9 protein-coding genes are annotated in these 12,889 nt (G+C 73.6%); 3 read left to right on the top strand and 6 right to left on the bottom strand.

What is annotated here, in order from left to right; all coding sequences use genetic code 11:
• The first annotated feature begins 457 nt into the window (after positions 1-457).
• Both NFU81_RS25690 and NFU81_RS25685 read left to right on the top strand, forming a co-directional pair.
• On the top strand, positions 458-1,234 hold the full coding sequence (locus NFU81_RS25690) for a response regulator transcription factor (RefSeq protein WP_251494157.1): 777 nt from the start codon (positions 458-460) through the stop codon (positions 1,232-1,234).
• Positions 1,227-2,360 (top strand): sensor histidine kinase, encoded by a 1,134-nt coding sequence (locus NFU81_RS25685; protein ID WP_251494155.1) that lies wholly within the window; start codon positions 1,227-1,229, stop codon positions 2,358-2,360. Before NFU81_RS25690 ends, NFU81_RS25685 begins: the two co-directional genes overlap by 8 nt.
• Positions 2,361-2,446: 86 nt before the next feature.
• Here NFU81_RS25685 and NFU81_RS25680 read toward each other — a convergent pair whose 3' ends face one another.
• From NFU81_RS25680 to NFU81_RS25655, 6 genes are all read right to left on the bottom strand, one after another.
• The gene (locus NFU81_RS25680) at positions 2,447-3,388 is read right to left on the bottom strand and encodes a S66 peptidase family protein (protein WP_251494154.1); all 942 of its coding nucleotides are present in this window, start codon (positions 3,386-3,388) and stop codon (positions 2,447-2,449) included.
• 22 nt (positions 3,389-3,410) lie between these two features.
• Positions 3,411-5,405, bottom strand: coding sequence for a prolyl oligopeptidase family serine peptidase (locus NFU81_RS25675; RefSeq protein WP_251494152.1), 1,995 nt, complete (start codon positions 5,403-5,405; stop codon positions 3,411-3,413).
• Positions 5,402-6,760: a M20/M25/M40 family metallo-hydrolase gene (locus NFU81_RS25670; protein WP_251494150.1), complete on the bottom strand. Its 1,359-nt coding sequence runs from the start codon at positions 6,758-6,760 to the stop codon at positions 5,402-5,404. The genes NFU81_RS25675 and NFU81_RS25670 overlap by 4 nt, the downstream gene beginning before the upstream one ends.
• Positions 6,753-7,589 carry a M55 family metallopeptidase gene (locus tag NFU81_RS25665; protein ID WP_251494148.1) on the bottom strand — a complete coding sequence of 279 codons (837 nt, stop codon included), beginning with the start codon at positions 7,587-7,589 and terminating at the stop codon, positions 6,753-6,755. Before NFU81_RS25665 ends, NFU81_RS25670 begins: the two co-directional genes overlap by 8 nt.
• Before the next feature lie 11 nt (positions 7,590-7,600).
• Positions 7,601-8,323, bottom strand: coding sequence for a class I SAM-dependent methyltransferase (locus NFU81_RS25660; protein WP_251494145.1), 723 nt, complete (start codon positions 8,321-8,323; stop codon positions 7,601-7,603).
• 74 nt (positions 8,324-8,397) lie between these two features.
• On the bottom strand, positions 8,398-10,887 hold the full coding sequence (locus NFU81_RS25655) for a SpoIIE family protein phosphatase (protein WP_251494142.1): 2,490 nt from the start codon (positions 10,885-10,887) through the stop codon (positions 8,398-8,400).
• 355 nt (positions 10,888-11,242) lie between these two features.
• Here NFU81_RS25655 and NFU81_RS25650 point away from each other — a divergent pair, with 355 nt between their 5' ends.
• A complete protein-coding gene (locus NFU81_RS25650) occupies positions 11,243-12,847 on the top strand; it encodes an MFS transporter (RefSeq protein WP_251494140.1) in 1,605 nt (534 codons plus the stop codon).
• The last annotated feature ends 42 nt before the right edge of the window (positions 12,848-12,889 follow it).

The raw sequence follows: 12,889 nt of genomic DNA, 5'->3' as shown, positions 1-12,889 counted from the left end.
GACGTACGGCAGATGGGCGAGGACGACCGTCCCGCAGCGGGGAGGCCGCACACGGCTGGGGCCAATCCTCAGCGACGGGCGCCTGGCCGGTGCGGGCGCCGGCGAATCGACGCGCTGGGCGGCCGCTACCGGGTCGTCGCGACCGACCACCCCGGCTTCGGGCACAGCGAGGTGCCCGGGGCTTCACCCGAGGCGTGCCCGACGCGGCACAGCACCTGTTCCCAACCGGGCGCTTCGCGCTTGAGGAGCAGGTCGGCGAATCGCCCCGCTCATCGCGGACTTCCTCGACCGCACGTGGGCGGGTGCGGCAGCTCCCTGACCCTGCCCCCGCCCGGGGTGAGGAGCCGGCGTAGCGGTGCGTACAGGAGCGCGGAGGAACCTTACGAAACACGGACGTCGGCCGCTCCGGGCCGCCGGTCCGTGGTCACTGTCAGTGGCGGGTGCCAGACTCCTTCGCATGGGCACCGCATCCGTTTCCGTACCGCCGCCGCGCCGTCGGGTCCTCGTCGTGGACGACGACCCGACCGTCGCCGAGGTCGTCGCGAGCTATCTCGACCGGGCCGGCTTCGCCGTGGACCGGGCTGCCGACGGCCCGGCCGCGGTCGCGCGCGCGGCCGCGGCACGGCCGGATCTGGTCGTGCTCGACCTGATGCTGCCGGGCATGGACGGGCTCGAGGTGTGCCGTGCGATACGGCAGGACGGGCCGGTGCCGGTGGTGATGCTCACCGCCAGGGGTGACGAGGACGACCGCATCCTCGGCCTGGAGGTCGGTGCGGACGACTATGTGACCAAGCCGTTCTCGCCGCGCGAGCTGGTGCTGCGGGTCGAGTCGGTACTGCGCCGCGCCAGCGCGCTGCCCGCGCGCGGGCCGTGGCTGCGCTCGGGCACCCTCGCCCTCGACCCGGCCGCCCGCAGGGCGCTGCGGGACGGGGTGGAGCTGCAGCTGACGATCCGCGAGTTCGACCTTCTGGCCTTCTTCCTGCGGCACCCGGGGCGGGTGCTCGGCCGCGAGGAGCTGATGCGGAGGGTGTGGGGCTGGGAGTTCGGCGACCTGTCAACGGTGACGGTGCATGTGCGACGGCTGCGCGAGAAGGTCGAGGACGACCCGGCAAGGCCGAGGCTGATCAGTACGGTGTGGGGCGTCGGTTACCGCTTCGACCCGGAGCCGGGCGCGGACGCGGACGCCGGCGAGACCACGGGCGTAGCCGCGGACGGGGGTGGCACCGATGGGTGATCTGGTGGTCATCGCCGCGTATGCCGCGGTGGGCGCGGCCGTCGTGGGACTGCTCGGCGCCGCCGCCCTGCGGCTGCTGCGCAGTCGCTCGGTCGCGCTGTCCCTCGCCGTGGTCGTGGTCGTCGCGGTGTGCGCGATGCTGGCGGGGACGCTGTCCGTGGCCTGGGCGATGTTCCTGTCGGAGCACGATCTCGGGGTGGTCACCACGGTGTGCGCGATAGCGGCGGCCGTCTCCCTCGTGGTGGCGCTGCTGCTGGGCCGCACGGTGGTCGCGGGCAGCCGGGCGCTGACCGCGGCGACCCGTGCCTTCGGTGACGGCGACGCCTTCGCCGCGCCCGCCGGCGCGCCCACCGCGGAGCTGGCCGAGCTGGGCCGGGAGTTGGCCGCCACGAGTGCCAAGCTGGAGGCGTCGAGGGAGCGGGAGCGCGCACTCGAGGCGTCCCGGCGCGAGCTGGTCGCCTGGATCTCGCACGACCTGCGCACCCCGCTGGCCGGGCTGCGGGCCATGACCGAGGCGCTGGAGGACGGGATAGCGGAGGACCCAGGCCGCTACCACCGGCAGATCCGCGCGGAGGTGGACCGGCTCAGCGGGATGGTCGGCGACCTTTTCGAACTGTCCCGCATCCAGGCGGGGGTGCTGGCGCTCAGCCCGTCACGCATGTCCGTGTACGACCTGGTCGGCGACGCGATAGCCGGGGCCGGTCCGCTGGCCGCGGAGCATCGGGTGCGGCTGGTCGGCGAGCGGGTCGAGCGGATACCGGTCGAGGTCGACGGGCGGGAGATGACGCGGGTGCTGGCGAATCTGCTGACCAACGCGATTCACCGGACGCCCGAGGACGGCACGGTCGCGGTGTCCGCGCTGCGGGACACCGCGTCGGGGGCGGTCGTGGTGTCCGTCACGGACGGGTGCGGGGGGATTCCGGCCGCGGATCTCCCCCGTGTCTTCGACACGGGGTGGCGGGGCAGCGGGGCGCGGACGCCGCCGGCGGGGGCGGGGCTGGGGCTCGCGATCGTCCGCGGGATCGTGGAGGCGCACCACGGGCGGGCCGCGGTGCGCAATGTGCCGGGCGGGTGCCGTTTCGAGGTCGTCCTGCCCGCGGCCGCTCCCTCGCCGGGGAGGCTCTAGCGGGGTGAGCCCGCGCCTTCCGGCGCACGGGGGGGGTGGCCCCTTTCGGCCCGTCGGATTTCGGCCTCGTCGGAGGTCGGTGCGGGTCAGCGCAAGGCGGGCACCTGGGCGGTCAGCGTGCCGGCGTCGGCGTCGAGGACGGCGGGCACCCCGAGCGGCAGGGTCAGGGCGGGCAGGCAGTGCCCGAAGCCGAGGTTCTCCAGGATCGGCACCCCGAGCGGCCCGAGCCGGTCGAGCAGCAGGGCACGCACCTCGTCGTCGGGTCCGCAGTCCTCCCAGGAGCCGAGCGCGATCCCGGCGACCCCGTCGAGCCAGCCGCTGCGCAGGAGCTGGGTGAGGAAGCGGTCCAGGCGGTACGCCTCCTCGCCGGTGTCCTCCAGCAGCAGGATGCCGCCCGCGGCCGAAGGACGGCCCGACGGCGTACCGATGTCGGACGCGAGCAGGCTGAGGCAGCCGCCCAGCGTGACGCCCGCGGCCCTGCCGGGCACGAGCGCGCGGGCGGCCCGTGCGTGCAGGACCTGGACCTCCTCAGGGGCGAAGAGGGTGCGGCGCAGGTGGTCGCGGCCGGCGTGGTCGACGAGGAAGGCGGGCGTGCCGGGCATCGGACCGTGCAGGGTGGCAAGGCCCAGGCGGGTGGCGAACGCCTCGTGCAGCACGGTGATGTCGCTGAAGCCGAGGAAGGCCTTCGGTTCGGCCCGCCGCATGGCGTCCCAGTCCAGCAGGTCGGCCATGCGCTGCGTGCCGTAGCCGCCGCGGGCGCAGACCACGGCGGCCGTCTCCGGGTCGCACCAGGCGTCCCGCAGGTCGTCCGCCCTGGTCTGGTCGGCTCCCGCGAGGTAGCCGGACGGGTGCTCGTCGAGGACGTGCGGGGCGACGACGGGTTCGAGCCCCCACTCCCGCAGCACGGCGAGCCCGGCCTCCAGCATCCCCTGCGGCACCGGTCCCGCGGGCGCCACGACCCCGACCCGGTCCCCCGCGACCAGCCGCCGGGGCCGGACGAGTCCGGCCCCGGGTACGGAAGCCGTCACCGGGCACCGCCCGAGGGTCGCCTCACGGGGTCAGGTCGAGGACGGGCACCCCGGGCGGGGTGAAGGCGAAGACCTGGGCGTAGAGGGAGAGTTCGGACTCCAGGCAGGTCACCAGGGTGTCGAGGCGGCGGAAGCCGTGGCTCTCGCCGGGGAAGGCGAGGTAGGCGTGCGGGAGGGCGCGGCCGGACAGTGCGGCGAGGAAGCGCTCGCACTGCACAGGCGGGCAGATCACGTCGTCCAGGCCCTGCATCAGCAGGAAGGGGACGGTGACGCGGTCGGCGTGATGGACCGGGGAGCGGTCGTGGTAGCGCTCGGGGACCTCGGTGTGCGGGCCGATGAGGGACTCCAGGTACCAGGACTCGAAGTCGTGGGTCTCGCCGCCGGCCGGGGACCAGCCGGCCAGGTCGAGGATCGGGTAGCTGATCGCGCCGCAGGCGAAGGTCGAGGTGGTGGTGAGCGCGGCGGCGGTGGTCCAGCCGCCGGCGCTGCCGCCGCGGATGGCCAGCCGCTCGGGGTCGGCGGCGCCTTCCGCGACCAGGCCCTCGGCGACGGCGACGCTGTCCTCGACGTCGACGATGCCCCACTGCTCGCGCAGCCGGTTGCGGTAGGCCCGGCCGTAGCCGGTGGAGCCGCCGTAGTTGACCTCGGCGACGCCGATGCCGCGCGAGGTGAAGTAGGCGATCTCCAGGTCGAGGACCATGGAGGTGCGGCTGGTGGGGCCGCCGTGCACCCAGATGACGTAGGGGGCGGGGCCGCCGGCGGTGTGCTCGGGGTGGCGCGGGGCGTAGATGTTGGCATGGACGTCGCGTCCGCCAGGGCCGGTGAAGACGCGGGCTTTCGCCTCGGGAATGTACGCCGGATCGACGGTGTCGTGGTGGGGGTTGCCGATGACGCGGGTGCGGCCGGTGGCGGCGTCGAGTTCGACGATCTCGTGCGAGCTGCGGGCGCTCGCGGCGAGGCCGATGACCCGGCTGCCGGCGGCGGCCAGGGTGCCGCCCCACTCGGTCCAGTGCCCGGGGGCGTCGGTGAGCCGGCCGGTGGCGGGGTCGAGCAGCGCGAGCCTGGCGGCGCCCACGCCGTGCAGGACGGCGATCAGGCCGTGGTCGAGGGGTGCGAACCAGCGCTGCCCGAGCTTCCACAGCGGCCCGGCGAACTCCTCCTCGCGCGGGCACAGGTCGACGGCCTCGCCGGTCGCCGGGTCGACGCGGTGGAGATTCCACCAGCCGGTGCGGTCGGTGGCGGCGAGCAGGGTGCCGTCGGCGGCCCAGTCGGCCTGGCTGACGGACTCCTCGGGGCCGCCGACGAGGGTGCGGGCAGGGCCGAGGGTGCCGTCGGCGGTGACGTCGGCGCAGCGCAGTTCCGTGCCGTCCCAGGGCATCCGCGGGTGGTCCCAGGCCAGCCAGACGGCCTGCCGCGCGTCGGGCGACAGCCGCAGCCCGGTGACGAAGCGGTGGGTGACGGGGGCGAGCTCGCGTACGGCCGCGCGGTCGTCGGCGGCACTGCCGTCGAGCGGGACGGCGGCGTGGAGGCGGCGCAGGTCGCCGGGTCCCTCGCCGGTGAATTCCTCCAGCACGGCCCACACTTCGCCGCGCTCCGCCCGGATGGACGGATCTGCCCACCGCAGCCCGCCGCCGACGGCGGAGACCGGGGTGAGCGGATACGGCGGGTCCTGCGGGCGGTCGGGGCGGAAGGCGTAGAGCCGCTGGTCGAGGTGGTGCGTGAAGACGATCAGTGGGGAGCCGTCGACGAGCGCGCCGCCCCAGGGGGTGCCGCCGTACTCCATGACCCGGTTGCGGACGTTCCAGGGCGCGGGCAGCGGGCATTCCTCGGTGCCGTCGGGGCGGCGCCTGATCAGCGCGCGGCGGCCGCCCTCGGCGGGGCGGGGCGCGGTCCACCACACGTCGTCGCCGACGATGCCGATGCTGTCGGGGCTGCCGTCGTGGGCCGCGGCGGTGGCGGCGTCGATCGGTGAGGCCCAGCTGCCGTATCCGGTGTCCTGCTGCGCGGTGGCGGTCATGCGGTCTCCTCCCCGGCGGTTGCGCGCAGGAAACGGTCCAGCACGCGGACGCCGAAGTGCAGGGCGTCGACGGGGACGTGCTCGTCCACGCCGTGGAAGAGCGCCTGGTAGTCGAATCCCGGCGGCAGGCGCAGCGGAGAGAAGCCGTAGCCGGTGATGCCGAGCCGGGAGAACTGCTTGGCGTCGGTGCCGCCCGACATGCAGAACGGCACCACGTGCGACCCCGGGTCGAAGTGCTCGATGGCCTCGCGCATCGCGGCGAAGGACGCCGAGTCGACGGGGGCTTGGAGCGGCACCTCGCGGTGGTGGTAGTCCCACCGCACGTGCGGCCCGGTGAGCCGGTCCATGGTGGCGGTGAACTCGTCCTCGCCGCCGGGCAGTACGCGCCCGTCGACGCGTGCGCTGGCGGTGCCGGGGATGACGTTGACCTTGTAGCCGGCCTGCAGCATCGTCGGGTTGGCGCTGTTGCGGACGGTGGGCCGCACGAAGGCCGCAGAGGTGCCGAGCCGGTCGAGCAGCGCGTCGACGTCGTCGAGGTCGGCGGGGACGCCGTAGAGCGCGGCGAGTTCGGTCAGGGCCGCCCTGACGGTGGCGGTGAGGCGGACCGGCCACTGGTGCTCGCCGATCCTGGCGACGGCGGCGGCGAGGTGGACGACGGCGTTCTCGCGGTTGACCTTGGAGCCGTGGCCCGCCCTGCCCTGCGCGGTCAGATCCAGCCAGGCGGTGCCGCGCTCGCCGGCCGCCACCGGGTAGAGCCGCAGCCCGTTGTCGGTGTGGACGGTGTAGGCGCCCGACTCGCTGACGCCCTCGGTGCAGCCGGCGAAGAGGTCGGCGTGCTCGGCGGCCAGGAAGCCGGCGCCATATGCGGCGCTGTCCTCCTCGTCGGCGGTGAAAGCCAGCACAATGTCCCGCGGGGGACGCTTGCCCGCACGTGCCCAGGCGCGGACGCAGGCGAGCACCATCGCGTCCATGTTCTTCATGTCGATGGCGCCGCGGCCCCAGACGACGCCGTCGCGGATCTCGCCGGAGAAGGGGTGCACGCTCCAGTCGTCGGCCTGCGCGGGCACCACGTCGAGGTGGCCGTGCACGAGCAGCGCGTCGGCGGACGGGTCGGTGCCGGGGATTCTGGCCACCACGTTGGTGCGGCCCGGTGCCTTCTCCAGGACGGCCGGTTCGATCCCGACCTCGGCGAGGCGCTCGGCGACATACTCCGCCGCGGCCCGTTCGTTGCCGTCGCCGCCGCCGTGGTTGGTGGTGTCGATCCTGATCAGGTCGGAGGTGAAGCGCACCACCTCGTCGAGCGCGATGTCGTCGACCACCGCTTCGCCCTGTGCCGCCGCGGCCCGCTCAGCCATACTGCTCCTCCACCGCCTGGGAAACGAGCGTCGTCACGGCCTTGAAGGCACGCAGGGCCGCGTACATCGTCGGCAGCGTATACGCCACCCGCCGCTCGCCCGTCTGCTCCACCCCGGGGACCACGGTGGCGGCGCCGACCAGGTGCCAGGCGTCGAACTCCACCTCGACGGTGAACGGCCCTGCCTGCACCGGCTCGTGCCGTACGGCGAGGGCGGCGGCCTGCTGGGCCGCGGCGCGGATGTCGGCGGCGGTCCTGGCGGGCGGGCGGCACACGGCGGCGTAGCGGGACACGTAGTCCTTGACGGCGACCGTGCGGGCCTGCGGCGCGTAGCCGCGGGCGTCGACCCCGGTGCGGTCGTCGCCGGTCACCAGGACGACGGGGACGCCGTATTCAGCGACGACCAGTGCGTTGAGCCGGCCCTCGCTCGCGGGCTCGCCGTTGACCCACACTCCGGTGAGGGAGTTGGCGAGGTAGGTGTGGGCGAGGACGCCCTCGGTGCCGGCGCCCGTGTGGTAGCCGACGAAGGCGATGCCGTCGACGTCGCCGTGCTGGACGCCCTCGACCATGGACAGTTCCTTGTGCCGCCCGGTGAGCATCTGGGCGCGCTCGTCCAGCTGCTCCAGCAGCAGGTTGCGCATCGTCCAGTGCGCCTCGTTGATGAGCACCTGGTCGGCGCCGCCGTCCAGGAAGCCGGCGACGGCGGCGTTGACGTCCGAGGTGAACATGTGACGGCAGCGCTGCCACTGCTCGGTGCCGGGCAGCACGTCGGCCGGCCAGGTCACACCGGTGGCGCCCTCCATGTCGGCCGAGATGAGGATCTTCCGCATGCGAGATCACATTACGCGGCCAGCCCCGCCACCAGCCAGCGTGAGGGGACCTCTATCCGTGCTCCGTCCGGCCGGAAGTCGGTGGTCTGCAGCGGCTCGTCGCCCTCGGCGAGCACGTCGAGGCCCGCCGAGGTGAAGTAGCCGGGCACCGCCGAGTCGCGGACCTCGCCGGGCGCGATGCCGTGCGCGAAGATCGCGCCGACCTTCGGTGACGGCCCCGCGGGACCCTGGGCCAGGGCCATGAGCACGCCCTTGGCGGCCTCGGCCAGCTCCACGGCGAAGGCCCGGCCGCGCTGCCCGGTGAGGGTGGCGATGCCGTCCACCAGGCGGCTGCGGTCGGCGGTCTCGCTCTGGTGCAGCACCCCGCGCATGTAGATGTTGGCGTCGCCCAACTCCTCGTGCAGCGCGCGGACCGCGTCGGTGTCGACGGCGTCCAGCTGCTGGTAGCCGGCCAGCCCGCGCGGGTCGTCCCGCCTGGCCCGGTCGATGGCCGCGTGCGCCAGGTCGATCCCGACGACGCGCGGGTAGCGGCCGGCCAGGAAGCGGGTCTGGGTACCGTTGCCGCAGCCCAGGTCCACCACGGGCAGCCCGGGGTCGAAGTACTTCTCGAAGTACGCCAGGTGCCGCTGCGCCGTCAGCGCCGGTTCCGCGTCCCACAGGACGCCTCCCGGCTCGTGCGGCGCGTCCTCCCAGAAGCTCTCCCACGCATGCGCGTACCCGCTGGAGACGTTCACACGTACTCACCACTCCCCACGTCGTGATCGTACGGAAGGCCGGAGGCCGCCGGGCAGGCCGGCGGGCGCCGGCGTCAGCGCCTGCGGCGCACCGGCAGGGCCTGCTCGAACCACACCGTCTTGCCCTGCGCCGAACGGCTCGTGCCCCATTCCCTGGCCAGCCGGCTCACGATCCGCATGCCGCGCCCGCCCTCGTCCTCGGGGCCGGCGCTGAGCAGCACCGGCACCCCGTGGTCGTCGTCGGAGACCTCCACCAGCAGCGCGTCCGCGCGCACCAGGCGCAGGCCCACAGGCCGGTCGTGCGCGTGCCGTACGGCGTTGGTGACGACCTCGCCGACCAGCAGCTCCGCGGTCTCGGCGACCTCGGTCAGTTCCCACGCCCGCAGGGTGTCGCGGACCAGGGACCTGGCCCTGCCCACCTCCGCGGGATCCGCGGCCAGCTCCCAGGCCGCGACGTCCTGGCGCGGTATGCCGTTGAGCCGGGCCATCAGCAGGGCCACGTCGTCCTTGCGGCCGCCGCGCGGGTTGAGGGCGCGGATGATCGTGTCGCAGGCGTCGTCCATGGACGCGGCCGGGTGCGCGGCGCTCTCGCACAGCGCGGCGAGGCCCGCGCCGATGTCCTGGCCGCGGACCTCGACCAGGCCGTCGGTGCACAGCACCAGCCGGTCGCCGGGCGCGACCGGGACCCTGACCGTCTCGAAGGGCACCCCGCCGACGCCGAGCGGCGCCCCGGTCGGCACGTCGAGCAGTTCGCTGCGGCCGTCGGCGGCCCGCACCAGGACCGGCGGTATGTGCCCGGCGTTGGCTATCAGCACCTCGGACTCGACCGGGTCGTAGACGGCGTAGAGGCAGGTGGCCAGATACTGCTCGCCGAGCCGCTGCGCCAGGTCGTCCAGATTCCGCAGCAATTGCGCCGGCGGGAGGCCCAGCTGCGCCATGGTCTGCACGGCGGTGCGGAACTGCCCCATCATCGCCGCCGAGTTCAACCCGTGTCCCATGACGTCGCCGACGACCAGGGCGAGCCGCGAGCCGGGCAGTTTGATGGTGTCGAACCAGTCGCCGCCGACCCGGCCGAGCCGGGTGCCCGGCAGATAGCGGGTCGCCACGTCGCAGCCGGGCAACCGCGGCGCGATGTGCGGCAGCATGCTGTCCTGGAGGGTGTCGGCGACATTCTCCTGATACGTGTACATCCGCGCGTTGTCGAGCACGAGCCCGGCGCGGGCGGCCAGCTCGGCGCCGGTCACGCGGTCCATGTCGTTGAACGCCGGGCGCTCTCGGTGCCGCAGCAGGATCATGAAGCCCAGCACCACGTTGCGGGCCTTGAGCGGCACCACCAGCATCGAGCGGTTGTTGATCAGCGGGCTGATGTCGCGCTTGGGGAACTGCGCGGCGATGGCATTGCCCATCTGCTCGCTGATCCGCGGCACCATGACCGGCTCGCCGGTGGTCATGCACTGGAAGAACGGGGTCTGGGCGGGAAAGGGCATCGACTCGCCGACCGGTACGACGTCGTCCCAGCGCCCGGGCTCGTCGGTGTGCTCGACGGCGACGCGGTACCACATGGTGGTGACGTCGGGCGGCCCGTCGGGGAAGCCCTCGCCCGCGAGGACCTGCTCGCGCAGGTAGGTGCCCGCGACGTCGGTGAAGCGCGGCACCACTGCCGCGCTGACCTCCTCGATGGTGCGGGCCAGGTCGAGGGAGGTCCCGATACGGCCGCTGACCTCGTTGAGGAACTCCAGGTGCTCGCGCACCGCGGCGTACTCCAGGTCGGGCGCCAGTTCCTCGGCAGGCACCGACTCCGGGTCGAGGGCCGCGGCCTGCTCGGCGGCCCGCCGCCTGGCCTGCCGCTCGGCCCTGCGCGGCACACCCCAGTCGGGGGTGACCGGGACGCGGTCGTGCCGGCTGATCTCCAGCACGGGGTAGCCCAGGTCGAGCACCTGCGCCACGATCCGCGCGCTCTCCAGCGGATTCATGCTGGGCAGGATCTCCGGGAGCTGCTTGGCGAGGCCGTCGGCGCCGGCGAACTCGGTGTGCAGTGCGAAGCCGGGTGCGATCCGCTCGGCCGCCGCGTGCGGTCCGCCGGGCTGCAGCCGGCCCGCGTCGGCGGCCAGCACGAGCAGCCGCTCGGATCCCGGGCCGACCAGCGGGTAGGCCCACCACAGGACGTCCAGGGCGTCGCCGGCGCCCTCCTGGCGGCCGTCGGCGGCCCCGCCCGGCGTCTCGGCCGCGGCGTCCTGCTGCGGCTCGAAGAGCCGGGCACGGCCCGCGGTGGGATACGAGCCGCCGCCGGCCAGCGACGCCTCCAGGCCCGGGCCGTAGTCCTCCTCCGACGGATATGCCACGCCGCGCCCGTCGGGTGAGCCCGCGTCCTGCCCTGCCGCGCCCTCCAGGGCGCCGACCACGGGCAGCAGATCGACGGCGGGCTGCCCGACCGCGTCCTGCCGGGAGCGGCCGAACAGCCTCCGCGCGCCCGTACTCCAGTGCGACACCATTCCCGCGTCATCCACGACGATCACCGCGAGCGGTATCCGGCCGGAGAGACCCGCGGGATTACGGCGGTCCATGGTTCGTTGGGCTCCTTCCCCCGGCAGCCGGACGTCCCGCCCCGGCGGGTGGTCACATCCGGCCGGCGCGGAAACTGCGATGCCGATACCACGTTACGACCCGTACAGTGCCCCGGGGACGCAAAGCAGGAATCCGGGCGAACGCCTGCGCGCGAGCAACCACGGGAGCCGTGCTAGCGTCCAAACTCTGTGTTCGAACTCTGATCCGAGCCGGTCATGGGTGGGAGTTCAACCCCCGCCGGGTGTCAGCCGGCCGGGACATCCGCACCGCACCGCCACCGGAAGAGGCCTTGTGACGACCTGGCAGCCTGCGCGTGTTTCCGTACCCAGGAAACCGAGGGCCTTGCTGCGACGGGTGAATGTACGCAACCCGGTCGTCGTGGCCACCGTACTGGCCGCGGTGCTCCACCTGCTGTGGGCATTGTTCCTGGCCAAGGACTCCGGGGACATGGCCGCGCAGTACGCGTGGACCGACTTCATACGGGCGCATCCCTCGGCCTCGTACAACCTGTCCTGGTACGGCGGGATGCACCCCGCCTCCTACAGCATCCTGTCGCCGTACATCATGGCCGCGCTCGGGGTGCGGACCACCGCGGTGATCGCGGGCACGCTGTCCGCGACGGTCGGTGCGGCACTGCTGATACGGGGCGGCGTCCGCCGTCCGATGGTGCCGGTGCTGTGGACGACGTTCGCTCTTTGGTGTGACGTCGTTTCCGGCCGGGTCACCTTCGCGCTCGGCATGCTCTTCGCGCTGGTCGCCGCCCTGGTGCTCTTCCCCGAGGCCCCGACGAATCTGCGCGGCCGCTCGCCCCGGCTGGCCACGGCGGCCGTGATGACCGCGCTCGCCACCATGTGCAGCCCGGTGGCGGGCCTGTTCATGCTCGTGGTCGCCGCCGCGCTGTTCCTGACCGGCCGCAGGGCCGACAGCTACGTCCTGACCGCGGTGCCGCCGCTTGTGGTCGGCGCCACGTCGCTGCTCTTCCCCTTCTACGGGGTGCAGCCCTTCGCCTGGTACTTCGCGATCATCCCCTTCGCCGTCTCGGTGGTGACCGCCCTGGTGGTGCCGAAGACCTGGCGCGTGATGCGCACCGGGTCCTGGGTGTACGCGATCGGCGTCGCGATGACCTGGGTGATCCCCTCGCCCATCGGCAGCAACGTGGAACGCCTCGCGCTGCTCTTCGGCGGCACGGTGCTGCTGCTGGTGGCCCGCGACAGCAGCTGGACCGGAAAGCGGCTGCTGGCGCTGTGGCTGGCCTTCGCGGGCGTGGCGGGCTGGCAGATCACCAAGCCGATCGTGGACCAGGTCAACACCTCCGCGGTCACCTCCATCGTCCGGCACGCGCCGCCGCTGATCGCCGAGCTGCAGAAGGTGCGGGCGGACAAGGGCCGCGTCGAGGTGGTCCCGCTGCGCTCGCACTGGGAGGCGTCAGGCCTGTCCCCGTACGTGAACCTGGCCCGCGGCTGGAACCGGCAGGCCGACGTCGAGCGCAACCCCCTCTTCTACGACGGCACGCTGAGCCCCGACACCTACCGGGAGTGGCTGCAGCACTGGAGCGTCTACTACGTGGTGCTGCCGAACGACGAGCCGGACGGCGCGGCCGTGGCCGAGGCGAAGCTGGTGCGCTCCGCGCCGGAGTGGCTGGTGCCGGTGTGGCGCGACGCGAACTGGCAGATCTTCAAGGTCTCGGGCGCCGTCGACCCGCTGGCCGACCCGCCGGCCACCGTCGAGGAGGCCGGGCCGGCCGAGCTGACCGTCTCGATGCCCTCCGCGGGCTCGGTGCTGCTGCGCATCCCGTGGTCGCCGGTGCTGGGGATCGAGGGGACGGACGACAACCGTCACGGATGCCTTATGCCTGACGGCGAGTGGACGCGGCTCAACGTGCCGGCTGCCGGCACGTACCGGATCGGCGGCACCTACGCCTCCATCCGGGGCACGCAGTGCCCCAAGAAGACCCTGTAGCGCGGTTCTCCTCGCACAGGACGGTGCGCATCCGCCGGCCGC

This window comes from Actinacidiphila cocklensis (assembly GCF_907177275.1).
GTDB lineage: Bacteria > Actinomycetota > Actinomycetes > Streptomycetales > Streptomycetaceae > Actinacidiphila > Actinacidiphila cocklensis.
This window is presented reverse-complemented; position numbering and strand designations above follow the sequence as displayed.